19 protein-coding genes, 2 tRNA genes and 1 other RNA gene are annotated in these 16011 nt (G+C 70.5%); 12 read left to right on the top strand and 10 right to left on the bottom strand.

All coding sequences use genetic code 11. The features are described from left to right. Nucleotides 1–90: 90 nt before the first annotated feature. Complete coding sequence (locus KME80_RS23045; protein ID WP_246645510.1) at nucleotides 91–2760, bottom strand: DNA polymerase III subunit gamma and tau; 2670 nt, start codon at nucleotides 2758–2760, stop codon at nucleotides 91–93. Nucleotides 2761–2791: 31 nt separating this feature from the next. Next, an RNA gene (gene ffs / locus KME80_RS23040) (signal recognition particle sRNA small type) lies at nucleotides 2792–2887 on the bottom strand. A gap of 94 nt (nucleotides 2888–2981) precedes the next feature. On the opposite strand from ffs, the gene KME80_RS23035 reads away from it, so the two are divergent. Next, a tRNA-Ser gene (locus KME80_RS23035) sits at nucleotides 2982–3069 on the top strand. Nucleotides 3070–3214: 145 nt separating this feature from the next. Here KME80_RS23035 and KME80_RS23030 read toward each other — a convergent pair. Next, nucleotides 3215–3814: a WD40 repeat domain-containing protein gene (locus tag KME80_RS23030; protein WP_219508189.1), complete on the bottom strand. Its 600-nt coding sequence runs from the start codon at nucleotides 3812–3814 to the stop codon at nucleotides 3215–3217. 582 nt (nucleotides 3815–4396) lie between these two features. Here KME80_RS23030 and KME80_RS23025 point away from each other — a divergent pair. After that, nucleotides 4397–4750 carry a cupin domain-containing protein gene (locus KME80_RS23025; RefSeq protein WP_219508188.1) on the top strand — a complete coding sequence of 118 codons (354 nt, stop codon included), beginning with the start codon at nucleotides 4397–4399 and terminating at the stop codon, nucleotides 4748–4750. A gap of 3 nt (nucleotides 4751–4753) precedes the next feature. Here KME80_RS23025 and KME80_RS23020 read toward each other — a convergent pair whose 3' ends face one another. Beyond that, nucleotides 4754–5800 carry a serine hydrolase domain-containing protein gene (locus tag KME80_RS23020; protein ID WP_219508187.1) on the bottom strand — a complete coding sequence of 349 codons (1047 nt, stop codon included), beginning with the start codon at nucleotides 5798–5800 and terminating at the stop codon, nucleotides 4754–4756. An 88-nt stretch (nucleotides 5801–5888) separates the two neighbouring features. Here KME80_RS23020 and KME80_RS23015 point away from each other — a divergent pair, with 88 nt between their 5' ends. The 3 genes from KME80_RS23015 to KME80_RS23005 are packed head-to-tail and all read left to right on the top strand — an operon-like array spanning nucleotide 5889 to nucleotide 7555. Next, nucleotides 5889–6425: a PadR family transcriptional regulator gene (locus KME80_RS23015; protein ID WP_219508186.1), complete on the top strand. Its 537-nt coding sequence runs from the start codon at nucleotides 5889–5891 to the stop codon at nucleotides 6423–6425. A gap of 48 nt (nucleotides 6426–6473) precedes the next feature. Further along, complete coding sequence (locus tag KME80_RS23010; protein ID WP_219508185.1) at nucleotides 6474–6965, top strand: SigE family RNA polymerase sigma factor; 492 nt, start codon at nucleotides 6474–6476, stop codon at nucleotides 6963–6965. Continuing rightward, nucleotides 6899–7555, top strand: coding sequence for a hypothetical protein (locus tag KME80_RS23005; RefSeq protein WP_219508184.1), 657 nt, complete (start codon nucleotides 6899–6901; stop codon nucleotides 7553–7555). Before KME80_RS23010 ends, KME80_RS23005 begins: the two co-directional genes overlap by 67 nt. Nucleotides 7556–7570: 15 nt before the next feature. On the opposite strand, the gene KME80_RS23000 is transcribed toward KME80_RS23005, so the two are convergent. Beyond that, nucleotides 7571–8269 (bottom strand): DUF4097 family beta strand repeat-containing protein, encoded by a 699-nt coding sequence (locus KME80_RS23000; RefSeq protein ID WP_219508183.1) that lies wholly within the window; start codon nucleotides 8267–8269, stop codon nucleotides 7571–7573. A 69-nt stretch (nucleotides 8270–8338) separates the two neighbouring features. After that, nucleotides 8339–8938, bottom strand: coding sequence for a LysE family translocator (locus tag KME80_RS22995; RefSeq protein ID WP_281427126.1), 600 nt, complete (start codon nucleotides 8936–8938; stop codon nucleotides 8339–8341). Nucleotides 8939–9041: 103 nt separating this feature from the next. Here KME80_RS22995 and ypfJ point away from each other — a divergent pair, with 103 nt between their 5' ends. Beyond that, nucleotides 9042–9878 (top strand): KPN_02809 family neutral zinc metallopeptidase, encoded by an 837-nt coding sequence (gene ypfJ, locus KME80_RS22990; protein ID WP_219508181.1) that lies wholly within the window; start codon nucleotides 9042–9044, stop codon nucleotides 9876–9878. Nucleotides 9879–9926: 48 nt separating this feature from the next. Then, nucleotides 9927–10223, top strand: coding sequence for a type II toxin-antitoxin system VapB family antitoxin (locus KME80_RS22985; RefSeq protein ID WP_219508180.1), 297 nt, complete (start codon nucleotides 9927–9929; stop codon nucleotides 10221–10223). Nucleotides 10224–10303: 80 nt separating this feature from the next. Here the strand turns inward: KME80_RS22985 and KME80_RS22980 are convergent. The 4 genes from KME80_RS22980 to KME80_RS22965 all read right to left on the bottom strand — a co-directional run bounded on the left by KME80_RS22980 (nucleotide 10304) and on the right by KME80_RS22965 (nucleotide 11860). Further along, nucleotides 10304–10390: transfer RNA gene (locus KME80_RS22980), tRNA-Ser, on the bottom strand. Between the two features lie 10 nt (nucleotides 10391–10400). Continuing rightward, a complete protein-coding gene (tadA, locus tag KME80_RS22975; RefSeq protein WP_219508179.1) occupies nucleotides 10401–10856 on the bottom strand; it encodes a tRNA adenosine(34) deaminase TadA in 456 nt (151 codons plus the stop codon). Continuing rightward, on the bottom strand, nucleotides 10853–11329 hold the full coding sequence (locus tag KME80_RS22970) for a tRNA adenosine deaminase-associated protein (protein ID WP_219508178.1): 477 nt from the start codon (nucleotides 11327–11329) through the stop codon (nucleotides 10853–10855). The genes tadA and KME80_RS22970 overlap by 4 nt, the downstream gene beginning before the upstream one ends. Before the next feature lie 15 nt (nucleotides 11330–11344). Continuing rightward, complete coding sequence (locus KME80_RS22965; RefSeq protein WP_219508177.1) at nucleotides 11345–11860, bottom strand: tRNA adenosine deaminase-associated protein; 516 nt, start codon at nucleotides 11858–11860, stop codon at nucleotides 11345–11347. A 158-nt stretch (nucleotides 11861–12018) separates the two neighbouring features. Here KME80_RS22965 and upp point away from each other — a divergent pair, with 158 nt between their 5' ends. The 5 genes from upp to KME80_RS22940 all read left to right on the top strand — a co-directional run bounded on the left by upp (nucleotide 12019) and on the right by KME80_RS22940 (nucleotide 16011). Continuing rightward, nucleotides 12019–12657 carry a uracil phosphoribosyltransferase gene (gene upp / locus KME80_RS22960; RefSeq protein ID WP_219508176.1) on the top strand — a complete coding sequence of 213 codons (639 nt, stop codon included), beginning with the start codon at nucleotides 12019–12021 and terminating at the stop codon, nucleotides 12655–12657. 126 nt (nucleotides 12658–12783) lie between these two features. Further along, complete coding sequence (locus tag KME80_RS22955; RefSeq protein ID WP_219508175.1) at nucleotides 12784–13002, top strand: hypothetical protein; 219 nt, start codon at nucleotides 12784–12786, stop codon at nucleotides 13000–13002. Between the two features lie 253 nt (nucleotides 13003–13255). Next, on the top strand, nucleotides 13256–13789 hold the full coding sequence (locus KME80_RS22950; protein ID WP_219508174.1) for a PH domain-containing protein: 534 nt from the start codon (nucleotides 13256–13258) through the stop codon (nucleotides 13787–13789). A gap of 96 nt (nucleotides 13790–13885) precedes the next feature. Continuing rightward, nucleotides 13886–15229 carry a helix-turn-helix domain-containing protein gene (locus KME80_RS22945; protein WP_219508173.1) on the top strand — a complete coding sequence of 448 codons (1344 nt, stop codon included), beginning with the start codon at nucleotides 13886–13888 and terminating at the stop codon, nucleotides 15227–15229. Nucleotides 15230–15330: 101 nt separating this feature from the next. Beyond that, nucleotides 15331–16011 (top strand): FadR/GntR family transcriptional regulator, encoded by a 681-nt coding sequence (locus KME80_RS22940; protein WP_219508172.1) that lies wholly within the window; start codon nucleotides 15331–15333, stop codon nucleotides 16009–16011.

Raw genomic sequence — 16011 nt, 5'->3', positions numbered from 1 at the left:
CCCGCTACTGACAGGTAACCGCGACACCGTCAGAATCCGCGCCCGCCACCGGGTTCGCGCCCGCCGCGGACGGCGGCCTTCCGACGGGGGTCAGGTGTGGTCGATCTCGCCGATCACCTGGGCGCCGAGCTCGCGCTGGAGGAGCGCCATGCCCGAGACGGCGTCCACGTCGGCGTCCGCGTCGTTCAGCGGGTCGACGTCGTCCGTCTCCAGGCTCTTGTCCCGCCGGGGCACCGCGTCCGGCCACCCGGACGCCGCCCCCGCCCGGCCGCCGCCGGCACGAGCGCCGGTCCGGGGACCCGCCTGCGCGGCCGCCCTGGCCGCCGAACGGGCCGCCGCCAGCCCGGCGCCCACCGCGCCGCCCCCGGACCGTCCGGGAGCCGTCTGGGTGGGGTCGGGCGTGGGAGGCGAGCCGAGCCCCGGGTCGTCGGGCGCCGTCGGCCACGACTCGTCCGTCGTCTGAGGGCCGCCCGCCGCCCCGCCGGGCCCCTGCGCGCCGTCCTGTGCCGCCTGGGCGCCCGCCGCGTCGTGCGGACCGCCCGCGGCGCCTCCCCGGCCGTCCGCGTCCCCGTACGAGCTCGTGGCAGCCCCGTGCGGCCCCGCAGCGCCCGCGTGCGACCCTGCGGGGCCGCCGGGGCGTGATCCCGCGCCTCCCTCGGGACGCGCGCCCGCAGGCCCGGACGGCGGCCCGGAAGGGCCGCCCGTGCGCCCTTCGGCGCCGCCCACGTGGGAGCCGCCCTGCTGCCCGTCCGCCGCGTCACCGCCGGATGCGCCCTGCGCCCCGGACGGACCGCCGGGATGAGAACCCGATCCGCCCCCGGGATGCGACCCCGACGCCCCGCCGGGATGGGACCCGGAAGCGCCGCCCGGGTGCGACCCCGGCGCATGCCCCTGAGGCCCGCCGGAATGCGAGCCGCCCGGGTGGGAGCCGCCCGGCTGAGGACCGCGCGGGGCCGCCTGCGGGCCGCCGCCCACCACGGCCTCCACGCGCCAGGTGCCGCCCAGCACGTCGCCCAGCGCGCCGGCCACCACGGCGTCCTTGCCGCCGCCGGTGAAGTTCTTCATCGCGCCGACCTGGGTGAAGCCGAGAGTGACCAGGTTGCCCTCGACGCCGACCACCTGGGCGTTGGTGCTCACGTTCGCCCACACGACGATGCTGCGCTGCTTGAGCGCGGCCAGGACCGCGGGCCACTGCTGCTGTATCGCCCCCGCCCCGCCGGCGACGGGCCCCCCGGAAGCGCCGCCGGACACGGGCCCGGCGCCGCTCTGCGCGGGAGCCGCCGGTGCGGCAGCGGCCGGGGGCGCGGCGCCGGGGCGTACGGTCTCGGGCCAGTCGTCGCCGGAGGGCCGCGCCACGCGCCCCTCCCCCGGACCGGCCTCCTGCGCCGCCGCCTCGCCCGAGCCACTTCCCTGCGACGTGCCACCGGCAGGGGCGCCACCGCCGGGGCCGCCTGTCGTGTAGGACGCCGCGCCCTGGGCGGGAACCGCCACCCCGCCCTGCACGGCCTCACGCACCGGCCCACCGTGCCCCGCCGCGCCGTGACCCGTACCGTCGGATTGCGGGAGCGGAGGGGCGGACGCGCGGGCGGCCATCTGGGCGACGGCGCCGCCGCGTTCGAGGCGTTCGAGGCGGGCGAGCAGGGCGGTCTCGTCCTGCGAGACGGCCGGGAGCAGGACGCGGGCGCACATCAGCTCCAGCAGGAGCCGCGGCGAGGTCGCGCCGCGCATCTCCGTGAGCCCGGCGTTGAAGATCTCGGCGGCCCGGGTGAGCTCGGCGGGCCCCATGGACGCGGCCTGCTCGACGAGACGCTCCAGCTCGTCGGCGGGCCGGTCGAGCAGCCCGCTGGTGGCGGCCTCGGGGACGTTGGCCAGGATGACCAGGTCGCGGAAGCGCTCCAGCAGGTCGGAGGCGAAGCGGCGCGGGTCGTGGCCGCCCTCGATGACCCGGCTGACCGTCTGGAACACCCGGCCGCCGTCACGCTCGGCGAACGCGGCCACGACGTCGTCGAGCAGGTCGCCGTCGGTGTAGCCGAGCAGCGACACGGCCTTGGCGTACGTGATGCCGTCGTCCTCGGCCCCGGCGAGGAGCTGGTCGAGGATCGACAGCGAGTCACGCGCCGACCCGGCGCCGGCGCGGACGACGAGCGGCAACGCGGCCGGCTCGTACGGGACGCTCTCGGAGGTGAGGATCTCCTCCATCAGCGCGCGCAGCGTCGCGGGCGGCATCAGCCGGAACGGGTAGTGGTGGGTACGCGACTTGATGGTGCCGATGACCTTTTCCGGCTCGGTCGTCGCGAAGATGAACTTCAGGTGCGGCGGCGGCTCCTCGACGAGCTTGAGCAGCGCGTTGAAACCCTCGCGGGTCACCATGTGCGCCTCGTCGATGATGTAGATCTTGTAGCGCGCGGAGACCGGCGCGAAGAAGGCCCGCTCGCGCAGGTCGCGGGCGTCGTCGACGCCACCGTGGGAGGCCGCGTCGATCTCGATCACGTCGAGGTGACCGGGACCCGTCGGAGCCAGCGCGACACAGGACTCGCAGGTGCCGCACGGGTCGGGCGTCGGGCCCTTCTCGCAGTTGAGCGAGCGGGCCAGGATGCGGGCGCTGGAGGTCTTGCCGCAGCCGCGCGGGCCGCTGAAGAGGTAGGCGTGGTTGACTCGGCCGGTGCGCAGCGCCTGCCGCAGCGGGTCTGTGACGTGTTCCTGACCCTTGACCTCGGCGAAGGTCCCGGGCCGGTACTTGCGGTAAAGCGCAAGGCTCATGCGACCATCCCGCCTGCGAGGGGCTCCTAACGAAGAGAACCCCTCGCACACCCGCCAGAGCCCGCTTATCCTTGCTGCCTTCCGGCCCTGGGGAGGTTCACAGGATGACGCCGCGCGAGGGGTCCACCGACAGTCTAGCGGGATGCGGCAGTGCTCGCTCCACGCTCGCTCCGGGGAAATGGTGGTCTTCACACGTCCGGAAGTCCGGTAAGCTCGTCGGCGGAGGATTCGCCTAGTGGCCGAGGGCGCACGCTTGGAAAGCGTGTAAAGGGCAACCTTTCGGGGGTTCAAATCCCCCATCCTCCGCCAGCCCAGAAGGGGTGTGCCGTGATCACGGCACACCCCTTCTGGCTTTCCTGCAGCCATCAACCGGCTTTGGCCACCGATGCCGTCATTGACGTGCTGGTACCGGCATCAACAGGACAGTGGAGTCGACTGTCCCTGCGCGCTGACATCAAGACCCCAGGCTCCAGACGCGTATCGCCTTGTCCCGGCCACCGGTGATCAGGACAGGAGTCCCGTCGCTGCGCTTGCCCATCGCCACGGTGAAGATCGTGCCGGAATGAGCGGTGAAGGGCTCTCCCACCACACTTCCTGTGTCGAGATCCCAGACCGACACGTTGCCGGAGTCATCGCCGTAGCCGAGAACGGTGGAGCCGTCACGGCGCTGCCCCACCGCCATGCCGGCGAACGCGGTGGCAGGAATCCGGATGGACTTCCCGACAGACTTTCCCGTGTTCAGGTTGTACACCCAGATCTTGCCATCCGGCACGTCTTCATCCAGAAGGGGATAGTCGGTGTTCGCGGAGACGGCGACGGGTGTGCCGTCTCGGCGCTTCCCGATCGCCAAGGCTCGGGCCTGGCACTCGTGACAGCTGAAGAGGTACGTGCTGAGCTTCTTTCCCGTCTCCATACTCCAGATGCGCGTACGGCCCTCAGTGTTGCCGGTGACGACGACAGGGGTGCCGTCGCTGCGCCTTCCTGTCGCCAAGTTCGACGTGGTGGTGGGAAACGGCTCGGAGAACGACCTCTTGATGTGCTTGCCGGTGTTCAAGTTCCACAGGCCGACGACTGACCTGGCTCCCCCCTGCGGTGGCGGCTATGACGGGCGTGCCGTCCCGGAGTCTCTCCGTTGCCACGCCCCACATGATGTCGCGTGAGGACACGATGGGCTTCCCGAGCGTTTCCCGCTGTCCAGGTCCCAGATCCGTACGGTGCTGTCCTCTTCGCCGCCGGAGACGATGACCGGCGTGCCGTCGCTGCGCTTGTCGACGGCCAAGGCCAGCACAGGACCGGTGTGCCCCTTGAGGGTGTCACCGATCCGAGTGCCCAAGGGCGAGGCGCCGGCCGGACGGACGACCTCGGATGCCGCGCTTCCCGCCGTCAAGGGCAGCGAGCCAACGGTCAACAGCAAACCCAACCGACAACCAGGGGCCTGGCACCCACCGGACGTACCTCGTTCCATTCGATCAACGGCCGGGATCAGACTAGTGCCGCATACAGGAGGTTCAGCGAGGTCGGCGTCAGGGCTGACGCCGCAGCTAGAGGCTCCCCTCCAGTGGATTGGTCCGCCGAAAGGACCAATCTGCCTGGATTGGCTCTGTAGCCGGCCCGTCCTCACGGCGAGGATCGTGGCATGAGCACACGACATGACGCTGCGCCCCGGCTTGCCGCGGTCTCGGTGGCCGAGGCCGCCGCCGCGCTCCCCGGCCCCTTCGAGCAGCACCAGCTGGCCGCGGTGAACGACACCACGGTCGTCCGCCTGGCCCGGCTGGAGGGCGAGTTCCCGTGGCACCACCACGACGAGGACGAGCTCTTCCTGTGCTGGGACGGCAGCTTCGAGATCCAGTTGGAGGAGCAGGACCCGGTGGTGCTGAAGGCGGGCGAGCTGTTCGTCGTCCCCCGGGGCATGCGGCACCGTCCCGTCGCCGAGGAGACCGCCCACGTCCTGCTCGTCGAGCACCCGGACACCAAGCAGTACGGGAGCTGACGGTCAGGTTCGCCAGATGCTCAGGCAGCGGGCCATGATCCGGAACGGGACGGCCCTGCCTTCCAGCTGGTCGACGGTGCCGGCCAGGTGGAGGTCGAGCTCCGGGCAGTGGAAGAGCCAGGTGCCGGTGACCCCCGAATGGCCCACGAGCGTGGCGGGGTGGCGGCTCGGCGCGGCCAGGCGGCCCACTGTGAAGAACATGGTGCCCAGCCCGTACGTGAGCACGGGGACGTTGCGCAGGCGGTTGCGCCGCTCGGTGAGGAGGTCCACCGTGCGCGGGTCCTTGAAGAGCTCGCCCTTGAGCAGCGCCTGCTGGAAGGTGAGAAGGTCGCCGGTGGTGCTGGTCAGGTCGTTGGACGATCTCACCAGGCCGGGCAGATCCACGCGGCGGCGCCGGGCGTAGAGGGGCACGGGACGGTCCGGGAGCCCGGTGCTCGTCAGGCCCAGCGGTCCGGTGACGCGGTCGGCGAGCAGATCGGCGAACGACCGGCCGGTGACCGTCTCCACGATGCGGATGAGCAGCTGGAAGCCGGTGTCGGAGTAGCGGGCCTTCTGCCTGGGGGCGGTGAGGTCCTGGGGCGCGAAGTGCGGGCCCTGCCGCCGGGCCATCTCGATCGCCTCCTCGAACGTCCAGGAGACGTCCTCTCCGGCGGCCAGGTGCTTGAAGAGGCTGGGGCCGTCGCCTCGGTACTCGAAGAAGTCGGGCAGCCCGGAGGTGTGGCTGGCCAGGTGGCGCACGGTGATCTCAGGGGTGCGGTCGACGCCGTCGAGGACGTGGAGCCGGTCGGTGATCTCCGTGGGCAGGTAGGCGGTGATGGGCGCGTCCAGGGCGAGCTCGCCGCGTTCGTGGGCCTGGAGGACCAGCGTGATGATGAACCGCTTGGTCACGCTGGCGACGAAGAACGGCGTGTCGGGGCCCGGTAAGCCGGCGGCGCCGGACCAGCGCCGGTCCCCTCGGGCGACGGCGAGGTTGACGTGGTGGAGGCCGCGCCGGGCGGCGAGCTTGTCCAGCAGGCGGTTCATGCGGGCGTCGATGTCGGCGGGAACCATGAGCGCGACCCCTTATCTCTCGTAGACATCTCTCATAGACATATCTATTAGACATGTCTATGAGAGTCAACCGGGCTAGACTCGGCCGGTGGCCCACGTGATCCTCGGTCTGCTCCTGATCATCCCGATGAGCTTCTACGACCTCATCAAGGCGTTCGAGAGTGGAGTCGCGCTCTTCTACAGCGCCAGCTCAGGCAGCATCAAACGCGCCCTCGACGGCCTGCTCGCCCGGGGGCTCATCGAGGTGGCCAGCGTCGAGGGCGGCCGCGGGCGCAAGGTGTACCGCGTGACCGACGCCGGCCGCGAGGAGTTCCGCACCTGGATGACGGCGGACCCGGCAGGGCCGGACCTGGAGACCGCGGCGCTGGCCAGGCTCTACTTCCTCGGCCTGGTCGAGCAGCCCGAACGCCTGCCGGTGATGCGCCGCATCACGGCGCGCATCGAGGCGGAGCTCGCCACCCTCACGGACCTCGACGAGCGCCTCGACGCCCTCAACGTCCCCGATGAGCACCGCGACCTGGCCACCCACCAGCGCGCCGCGCTCTCCTACGGCATCGCCTCGGGCCGGTTCATGCTCGACTGGTTCCGCGACCACGCCGAACGACTGAGCCGCGACACGCCATAGATCCGCCGCCTCCGCCGCATCTATGCGGGTGAGACCAGAGGAGGCCTCTTGCATTCCGACCACCAGAGCGAGTTCGCCGAGTTCGTGTCGGCTCGCTCGGACAGCCTCATCCGGCTGGCCTATGTCGTGACCGGCAACCAGCACGCGGCCGAGGACCTGCTGCAGACCGCTCTCGCGAAGACCGCCGGCCGCTGGCGCAAGATCCGCTCCGCGCCCGAGGCGTACGTGCGGCGGGTGATGTACCACGAGCAGGTCAGCCGGTGGCGCAGTCCGCGCTGGGGCCGGGAGCACACGACGGCGGCCCTCCCCGACCGGCCGCAGACCGAGCGGCCCGACGAGATCGAGACCCGCATCACCATGCAGGAGGCGCTGCGCGCGCTGCCCGCGCGCAAACGCGCGGTGCTGGTGCTGCGTTACTACGAGGACCTGCCCGAGTCGGAGGTCGCCAAGATCATGGGCTGCTCGGTCGGGACGTGCGCAGCCAGACCCACCAGGCCGTCGCGAAGCTGCCGGCCAGCACCCCCGAGCAGGCGCGGATGATCCGCGACTGCATGCCCGAGGGCGGCCCGGTGCACGGCATGGACCCCGGCCGCCGGCTGCCCGAGCTGGGCGGCGTCGAGGACTTCCGGGTGCTGGCGCGCTTCACCGACGGCGAGGGGTCGACGGCGCTGCTCGGCAGCACGGCCGGGTTCGTCTTCTGCACGCCCGTGCCGAAGGGCGAACTGGGCGAGCCGGCGGCGTTCACGTACTGGGGTTACAAGGCTCCCGGCGGCCTGTCCGCCGGGCTGACGGGCGACCTCACCGTGGACGCGTACGTGGTGCAGACGGACGAACGCGCCATCCGCAGCGAACGGCCGCGGAGCGGGTACTTCCGGGTCGTGGCCGGTCGGGTCGGGCCGGGCGTGCGGCGGGTGGCGATCGAGTGGTCCCCCGGGCGGCAGGCCGACGCGGTGGTGGCGAACGGGTTCTTCGTCGGGCGCGTGCCCGCGACGCACCGCCCCGACCGGCGCGGCCGCCTGGACGCGCGGGGGAAGCCGCTCCAGGTCATCGACACCCCGCCCGTCACCGTGACCGCCTACGACGAGGCGGGCGCGACGGCCGGGCAGGTGCGGGACGTCACCCTCCAGTGAACGGGCCCTGACCGTTTACGCGGCCCGGACCTCGACGTCGCCGGAGTCGGTGACCATGCGGATCGTCCGGGCCGCCGACGGGTCGTGCGTGGCGCCGACGTCCTTGTTGCCGGAGTCGGACTTGGCGGTGATGTTGTACGACCCGTCCGGCACGCGGATCAGCGCGTTGCCGGAGTCGGACTTCGTCTCCACGCTGTCCGGGGCGCCGGCGAAGGCCAGGTCGATGCCGCCGGAGTCGGTCCTGGCCGCGACCTGCTTGCCGGTGAGCCCGGTGGCCTCGATGGCGCCGGAGTCGCTGGTCACCTCCACCTGCCCGGACAGGCCGCGCAGCGTCACCTCGCCCGAGTCGCTGCCGGCCTTGACGCGCAGCCCGCGCGGGATCTCGACCTTGTAGCCGACCTCGCAGCTCAGGTTGCCCACCCAGCCGCTCGGACAGGTGAACTTGAGCACGAGCGTGCCGTCGTGGACCCCGTGGGTGGGGGTGGGCTTGCTCTTGTTCCAGGTGAGGTGCTCGGTGACGTGCACGCCCTGCCGATCGGACTCGACCACCTCGATCTCGCCCGAGTCGGCCTCGACCTGAAGCGCGGTCACCGTGCCGGTGACGTCGTAGGACACCGTGTCCTCGTGCTGCGGGCCGCCCACGACCCCGCAGCCCACCGTCATCGCGGCCAGCCCCAGCAGGGCCGCGATCGCGCCCGTTCTCTTCAGGTTCATGACGTCGATTGTTCTCGATCGCGCCGGGGCGAACCTCCGGTGAGTCCCTGAGACTTCCCCTGAGTACGCCTAGGCGGCGGTCAGGGCCTTGGACCGGTCGGTGGCCATGCGGATGGCGATGATGCCCAGGACGGTGCCGGTCACGTACCTCTGCACGCGGACCCAGAGCGGGCGGCGGCCCAGGAACACGGCGAGGCTGCCCGCGGTGACCACGATCAGCGCGTTGACCAGGGTGCCGACGGCGATCTGGGCCGAGCCGAGCACGAGGCTCTGGAGCAGGATGTGGCCCTGGGCCGGGTCGATGAACTGCGGGAGCAGCGACAGGTAGAGGATCGCGATCTTGGGGTTGAGCAGGCAGGTGAACAGCCCCATCGCGAACAGCCGCCGCGGCGCCTCGACGGGCAGCTCGCGGGCCTCGAAGGCGGAGGTGCCGCCGGGCTTGACCGCGTTCCAGGCCAGCCAGAGCAGGTAGGCGGCGCCGGCGAGCTTCAGCGCGGTGTAGGCGGCGGGCACGTACGCGAAGACGGCGGTCAGGCCGAGGCAGGTGGCGGCCAGGTAGGTGGAGAACCCGACGAAGACGCCCCCGAGGGAGATGAGGCCGGCGCGGCGGCCTTGGGAGATCGACCGGGAGACCAGATAGATCATGTTCGGTCCCGGGGTCAGCACCATTCCCAGAGAAATCAGCGCGATTCCTACGATTCCGGTCGACATAGTCGCATGTTACCCAGGACGGCTTTCTGGGAAGCGGACCAGCCCCAGGAAAGGGGCGCGCATGGATTTCAGGGACGACGTCAACCTCGACGCCTCGCAGGTGCAGGACGCCGGCGGCCGAGGCGGCGGCGGCCGGTTCCCCGGCGGCCCCGGCGGCATGGTCATCGGCGGCGGCGGCATCGTCACGCTGATCGCGTTCGTCTTGTTCGCCCTGCTCGGCAACGTCGGCGGCGAGCCCGAGCCCGCCCAGCGGCAGCCGCCCGCCAACCTCGCCGAGCAGTGCCGCACCGGCAGGGACGCCGACCAGAGTGAGAAGTGCCAGGTCGTCGGCGTGGTCAACAGCATCCAGGACTACTGGAAGAAGGAGCTGCCCGAATACACGACGGCCAAGACCGTCCTCTACACGGGCGGCGTCCGCACGGCCTGCGGGGCGGCCGACTCCTCCGTCGGGCCGTTCTACTGCCCCGGCGACCAGCGCGTCTACCTGGACCTGAGCTTCTTCGACCAGCTGCGCACCCAGTTCGGCGCGCAGGGCGGCCCGTTCGCGCAGGCGTACGTGATCGCCCACGAGTACGGCCACCACGTGCAGAACCTGCTCGGCGCGCTGGAAGGCGGCGGTTCGGTGGCCACCGAGCTCCAGGCCGACTGCTACGCCGGCGTGTGGGCCAGGAACGCCTACGAGGGCGGCTTCTACGAGCAGCGGTTCACCGACGCCGACATCGCCCAGGCGCTCGACGCGGCGGCGGCCGTGGGCGACGACCGGATCCAGCGGCGCAGCGGCGGCCGGGTCGACCCGGAGTCGTTCACCCACGGCAGTTCGCAACAGCGCGTGGCGGCTTTCCAGGTCGGCTACAAGACCGGCCAGCCCGGCCGATGCGCCCCCTCCGACCTGCTGTGACGACCGTCGAGAGCGCATGTATTCGAAATCTCTCCTAAAATGAGGGGGGTGATCTTCAAGCTGGTCGGCGATGGACGGCCTTATCCCGAACATGGTTTGTCCAACCGCGAGTGGGCGCAGATACCGCCGCGGCAGGTCCGGCTCGACTCTTTGATCACCACGAAGGCCATGCTGGACCTGCATTCGCTGCTGGCCGCCGACTCCACCTTCTACGGCGACCTGTTCCCGCACGTGGTGCAGTGGCAGGGCGATCTCTATCTGGAGGACGGCCTGCACCGGGCGCTGCGCGCGGCGCTGCACCAGCGATCGATCCTGCACGCCAGGGTGCTCGAACTGCCGAGCTGAAAAAGGGCCGCGAATCCGCGGCCCTTTTTCGTGTGCGCAAATGCGAAGAGCCTCCCCGCGGGGAGGCTCTTCGTCGTGAGCGGTGGTGGTGGGATTTGAACCCACGGATGAGTTGCCCCATCACACGCTTTCGAGGCGTGCGCCCTCGGCCACTAGGCGACACCACCGCCGACGAGCTTACCGGATCCGCCGAGTGCCGAAGAACTTCTTAAGGATCTCGGAGCTCTCCCCGGCCAGGACTCCCATGACGACCTCGGGCCGATGGTTGAGCCGGCGGTCGCGGACCACGTCCCAGAGGGACCCGGCGGCCCCGCCCTTCTCGTCGACGGCCCCGTACACGATCCTGTCGACGCGGGACAGGACGGCGGCGCCGGCGCACATCGTGCAGGGTTCGAGCGTGACGACGAGCGTGCAGCCGGTCAGGCGCCAGCTCCCGAGCAGGCGGCCGGCGGCGCGCAGCGCGAGCACCTCGGCGTGCGCGGTGGGGTCGGCGCTCGCCTCGCGGTCGTTGCCGGCCTCGGCGAGGACCTCGCCCCGCGGGCCGAGCACGACGGCGCCGACGGGGACCTCGCCGCGGGCGCCGGCCGCGGCGGCCTGGGCGAGGGCCAGGCGCATCGCGGCCTCGTGGCTCATCTCAGCCGGTCGAGCTCGTCGGCGAACGACAGCTTCTCGGCGAGCACGGAGAGGATGTCGGCGGGCAGCATGCCCTCCTCCATGCTCAGCTCCAGCAGCTCCTCGGAGCTGACGCCGAGGTCGGACAGGAGCTCGAAGTCGCCGGCGGGGCGGACGCCGAGCTCGTTGCCCTCCTTGTCGGGCACGACGCCGGCGAACTCGGCGAACAGCTCGCCCAGGTGGTCGGCGGGCACCGCGTGGGCGTCGGAGAGGAAGACCCGGGGCTCGTCGTCGTCGCGGTAGCGGACGATGGCGAACCACTCGTCCTCCACCTCGACACAGAGCAGCGCCAGCTCGTCGCCGGCCAGGCCGAGCGCCTCGGTCACGGCGTCGCCCAGGTCGTCGACGATCTCGGCGTCACGCAGGTCGACCTCGGCGCCACTCCAGCCGCCGGCGGTCTTGACGAAGGCCGCAGAGAAGGTGTTGGCCGCCATGTGCGCTCCAGGGGGTCAGTCGAAGACCGATTCGATGGCACGCTCGAACGGCTCGGAGAAGCCCAGCCGTGCGGCGACGCTCGACAGCACCTCGTCGGGCAGCAGGTCGACGTCGCCGGACAGGATGCCCAGCTCCATCTCGTCGAGCCCGAGGTCGGCGAAGATCGACAGGTCACCGGCGGGCAGCGCGGTGTCCTCGTCCTGCAGGATCTCGTCGAGCTCCTCCTCGTCGGGCACGGGCACGTCGAGGTAGTCGAGAACCTGCCTGGCCAGCGGGAAGTCCCAGGACGCGGCGATGTCGGAGAGGAAGACATCGACCCGATCGCCGAGCACGCGCAGCGCCACGAAGAACTCATCCCCCACGGCGACCAGGCCAATCGTGCCGCTCTCGCTCGGCTGCTGGCGCAGGGCCTTGATCAGGCCCTGGAGGTCGGACGTGAGCGCGACCGGCAGCAGCTCGGCGTCCCAGCACTCGTCCTCGCGGTAGACCACGATGGCGAAATCGAGCGCGTCTTCGTCTGTCATCGCCATCGCCATCCCCCACAGCCGGCCCTGTCGGACCATAGCCTCTAGCCGGTTTCCAATCGTTCCAGAACCGGCCTGCCGTCGTGTGCCGCTCCGACCAAATTGTGATCAAAACCAAGACCACAACGTGCCGGTACGTGTCACACAAGATAGCGTTGTCCCTTATGGAAACCCTCGTCGTCGACCATCCGCTCGTGGCGCACAAGCTCACCACGCTGCGCGATGTCCGCACCGACTCTCCCACCTTCCGCAGGCTCGCGGACGAGCTGGTGACGCTGCTCGCGTACGAGGCCACCCGCGACGTCCGCGTCACCGACGTGACCGTCCAGACCCCGGTAGCCACGGCCAAGGGCGTCCGGCTGGCCAAGCCGGCGCCGCTCGTCGTCCCGATCCTGCGTGCCGGGCTCGGCATGCTGGAGGGCATGACGCGGCTGCTGCCGACGGCCGAGGTCGGCTTCCTCGGCATGATCCGCAACGAGTCGACGCTGCAGGCCGAGACGTACGCGACGCGGCTGCCCGACGACCTGTCCGGGCGGCAGTGCTACGTGGTCGACCCGATGCTGGCCACGGGCGGCACGCTGGCCGCCGCGGTGCAGTTCCTGTTCGACCGGGGGGCCGTGGACGTCACGGCGCTGTGCCTGCTGGCCGCCCCCGAGGGCCTGGCGTACATGGACAAGGTGTTCGCCAGCTCCGGCAAGCCCGTCCGGGTCGTCACGGCAGCGCTCGACGAGCGGCTGAACGAGAACGGCTACATCGTCCCCGGACTGGGTGACGCGGGCGACCGCCTCTACGGAGTCGTCTGAACGACCCACGCGCCGCGACCTCTTCGTTACATACTGTACTTGTGTGGGTACGTAGAGTGAGGAAGGCAACTTCCGCAGGGCGTGGGGGAGCACGATGAGCGTTATTCAGACCGCCGGGGTGGCGTCGTGAGCACCGAGGCGGATCCGAGCCCGTACTCGGAGGTGGAGACGGCCCTGTGCGAGGAGTTCGCGGGCGTCCACTCCTCCGCGACGGTGACGCGCTGCGTCGAGGCCGCTCATTACGGGGCGCTGGAGGTCACCGGCTATGCCCACCCCAGCCTCGTCGAGCGGATCGCCCGCAAACACCTCCACGTCCTCGCTCTGGTGGCCAGTGACCGAGGCTAGGCAAGATCATAACTAGCTCGCCAAGAGCACCTTTACCCCGGCAACAGGGTGGGTAATGTATACGGCGGGTGTAGTGGGTAAGTGGTACGGAGGCGACAGTGCAGGTCAAAAAAGTCCTCACATACGGTGGTATCGCGTTTGTCGCGTACTACCTGTTCGCGCGACCAGCGGACGCCGCTGACGCGGTCAGAGGGGCGTTCGACACCGTGTTCAACGCGGCCGACTCGCTGGCTCAATTCGTGAACAACCTCGCATGAGACTTGTGACCCACGGGGACTCTGCTCCGTCGTCGGTCAACCGTTACCTACTCCCCCACGAACAACAGGTCATCATGGTGCGGCGTCACCCAGCCGTGCTGCTCCGTCCGGTCGCCGAGGTCTTCGGCGGCCTGATCATCGCCGGACTGCTCAGCCGATTCTTCGGCGGCGGCGAGGGGGGCGGCACGGCCCTCGTCGTCGTGTGGTGGCTCTGGCTGCTGCTGCTGATCCGTTTCGTATGGAAAGTCGCGGAGTGGTCGGTCGATTACTTTGTGGTGACCTCGAAACGGATGCTCTTGACCACCGGCCTGATCACGCGCAAAGTGGCGATGATGCCGTTGGCGAAAGTCACCGACATGAGCTTCCAGCGATCTCTGCTTGGGCGCATGCTCGGCTACGGAGAGTTCATCCTGGAGTCCGCCGGCCAGGACCAGGCACTGTCCAACGTGGAGTACATTCCGTATCCGGAGACCTTGTACCTGGAGGTCTGCCAGATGCTATTTCCCGGCAAGGATGACGGAGACGATTAATCTCCAGGTGGGGAATTCTTCACCCGGGGATACCAGATTCGGCTACTTCGTGCAATCATTGCGTGTTGTTGACCCTTCCCCGCCTTGAGAGATGAGATGCCGAGTCAGGGAACCATCGGTGACCGCGTCCGAGGATTGCGGCTGAACAGGCGGATGTCGCAGGCCCAGCTGGCCGGACCCGACCTGTCGGACAGTTACGTCTCGCTGATCGAGTCGGGCAAGCGCACGCCGACTCCCGTCGTCGCCCGTCTCCTGGCCGAGAGGCTGGGATGCACCACCGAGTTCCTCCTGCATGGGATCGAGCCTCGGCAACGGATCGACACCGAGCTCGGGCTCCGTCATGCCGAGCTGGAGCTGCAGCACGGTGACCCGGTGGTGGCCGCCGAGCGCTACACGGAGATCGTCAAAGCGGCCGACGAGGAAAACGCCATGCTCACGGCGCAGGCCCGCTTCGGCAGGGCCCGTGCGCTGGAGGCGCAGGGCCGGCTCGGGCAGGCCGTCGAGGCCTTCGAGCGGCTGCGCCGGGAGGCCGCCGCGCATCCCGAGCGCCTGGCCGACCTGCCGCTGACGATCGCGCTGAGCCGCTGCTACCAGCGGGCCGGCGACCGGCTGCGCGCCCGTGACCTGGCCGTCCGCGCGCTGGAGCAGGCCGAGCGCATGTCCATCACGCAGGGCGAGATCGCCGTCGACCTGGCCGCCGTGCTGGTCGAGGCGCGCGGCGACCGCGAAGGCCACTCCGCCGAGCTGGATTACGTCAAGAAGGTGCTCGATCTCAGCGAGGCGCCCGATGATGTGGACCGTTCCGGAGAGGTGCGCTCGCTCTGGCAGGCGAGCAACGCGGCGGCCGCGGGCGAGGACTCCGCGCTGGCCGTCCGGCTCGCCGACGACGCCATCAACGCCGGCCGTCAGCGACGGCTCGCGCTGCAGCTCGCCCGTACGGCGATGCACTGGGCGCGGCTGGCCACGGCGCCGATCGACGAGGCCGAGCGCCTGGTCGAGCAGGCGGCGCGGACGTTCGGCGCCCACCCGGGCAACGAGCGCGAGCACGGCGAGAGCCTGATCGCGCACGCGCGGGTCCGGCTGCGGGCCAACGACCTGGTGCGGGCCGGCGAGCTCGCGTCGCAGGCGCTCGGCCTGCTGCGTGACGTCCCGGGCACGGCCACGGCGGAGGCGCACCTGCTGCACGCCACGGTCGCGATCGGTCTGGGCGGCGACCCGTCGGCGCACCTGGGGGCGGCCCACACGCTGCTCGCCGGGCGCAACCGGCAGCCGTTCGGCTCCGACCGGCCCGCCGCGCGCTGCTGGCGTGAGCTGGGCGACCTTTACGGCCAGGTGGCGGACCGAGCACAGCAGACCGCCGCTTATCGTAAGGCGCTGGAAGCCGCCGGGGTCCGTTCCATGCTGGCCGGGCTGACCGCCGATTCCACAGTTTCCCGCTGAACCTACCCTCCGGGGGCTCCAGCATTTAGCGGCTGGAATACACTAGGGTTTCCCAGTCATTGACTCATAGGATGATTGGTTTCCCCCGGAGGAGGCGGACTGTGAGTCTGCGTACGGCGCAGCGGGCTTCGCTCGTCGACCAGGTGATCGACCAGCTCAAGGAACAGATCACCTCAGGGTCGTGGCCGATGAACGGCAAGATCCCGACCGAGACCGTGCTCGCCGAGCAACTCGGAGTCGGGCGCAACACCGTTCGGGAGGCCGTACGCGCGCTCACCCACGCCGGTCTCCTGGAGTGCCGGCAGGGCGACGGCACCTACGTACGGGCGACCAGCGAGCTCTCGGGGGCCATGCTCAGGCGCCTGCGGCAGGCCGAGCAGCTGGAGATCTTCGAGGTGCGCCGCGCGCTGGAGGTCGAGTCGGCCCGGCTGGCCGCCACCCGCCGCACCGACGAGGACATCCGGCTCATCGAGGCCGCGCTGGCCGAGCGTGACCGGGCCTGGGAGCTGGACGACCCCGACCGGTTCGTCGAGGCCGACCTGGCCTTCCACATGGCGGTCGCGCACGCCACCCACAACCTGGTGCTCATCGACCTCTACGAGGACTTCTCCGCGGCGCTGCGGGCCAGCATCACCGCGGCGGGCACCTCGCTCAACAAGAGCTACATCCCGCATGACGCGATCGCCCGCGCCATCGCCGCCGGCGACGTCAGCGCCGCCGAGCGGGCCGGGCACGCCTGCATGGAGCACATCCTCATCGCCCTGACGGAGTCGGAGCCGTAG

Source organism: Nonomuraea ceibae (assembly GCF_019396325.1).
GTDB classification, from domain to species: domain Bacteria; phylum Actinomycetota; class Actinomycetes; order Streptosporangiales; family Streptosporangiaceae; genus Nonomuraea; species Nonomuraea ceibae.
The sequence above is the reverse complement of the archived record's forward strand: the minus strand, read 5'-3'. Positions and strand labels throughout refer to the sequence as shown.

Excerpts from the sequence above, each read along its gene's own strand:
- KME80_RS23045 (WP_246645510.1), bottom strand. The coding sequence starts at position 2,760 with ATGAGCCTTGCGCTTTACCGCAAGTACCGGCCCGGGACCTTCGCCGAG.
- KME80_RS23025 (WP_219508188.1), top strand. The coding sequence starts at position 4,397 with ATGAGCACACGACATGACGCTGCGCCCCGGCTTGCCGCGGTCTCGGTG.
- KME80_RS23020 (WP_219508187.1), bottom strand. The coding sequence starts at position 5,800 with ATGGTTCCCGCCGACATCGACGCCCGCATGAACCGCCTGCTGGACAAG.
- KME80_RS23000 (WP_219508183.1), bottom strand. The coding sequence starts at position 8,269 with ATGAACCTGAAGAGAACGGGCGCGATCGCGGCCCTGCTGGGGCTGGCC.
- KME80_RS22995 (WP_281427126.1), bottom strand. The coding sequence starts at position 8,938 with ATGGTGCTGACCCCGGGACCGAACATGATCTATCTGGTCTCCCGGTCG.
- ypfJ (WP_219508181.1), top strand. The coding sequence starts at position 9,042 with ATGGATTTCAGGGACGACGTCAACCTCGACGCCTCGCAGGTGCAGGAC.
- tadA (WP_219508179.1), bottom strand. The coding sequence starts at position 10,856 with ATGAGCCACGAGGCCGCGATGCGCCTGGCCCTCGCCCAGGCCGCCGCG.
- KME80_RS22970 (WP_219508178.1), bottom strand. The coding sequence starts at position 11,329 with ATGGCGGCCAACACCTTCTCTGCGGCCTTCGTCAAGACCGCCGGCGGC.
- KME80_RS22965 (WP_219508177.1), bottom strand. The coding sequence starts at position 11,860 with ATGGCGATGACAGACGAAGACGCGCTCGATTTCGCCATCGTGGTCTAC.
- upp (WP_219508176.1), top strand. The coding sequence starts at position 12,019 with ATGGAAACCCTCGTCGTCGACCATCCGCTCGTGGCGCACAAGCTCACC.
- KME80_RS22950 (WP_219508174.1), top strand. The coding sequence starts at position 13,256 with ATGAGACTTGTGACCCACGGGGACTCTGCTCCGTCGTCGGTCAACCGT.
- KME80_RS22945 (WP_219508173.1), top strand. The coding sequence starts at position 13,886 with ATGCCGAGTCAGGGAACCATCGGTGACCGCGTCCGAGGATTGCGGCTG.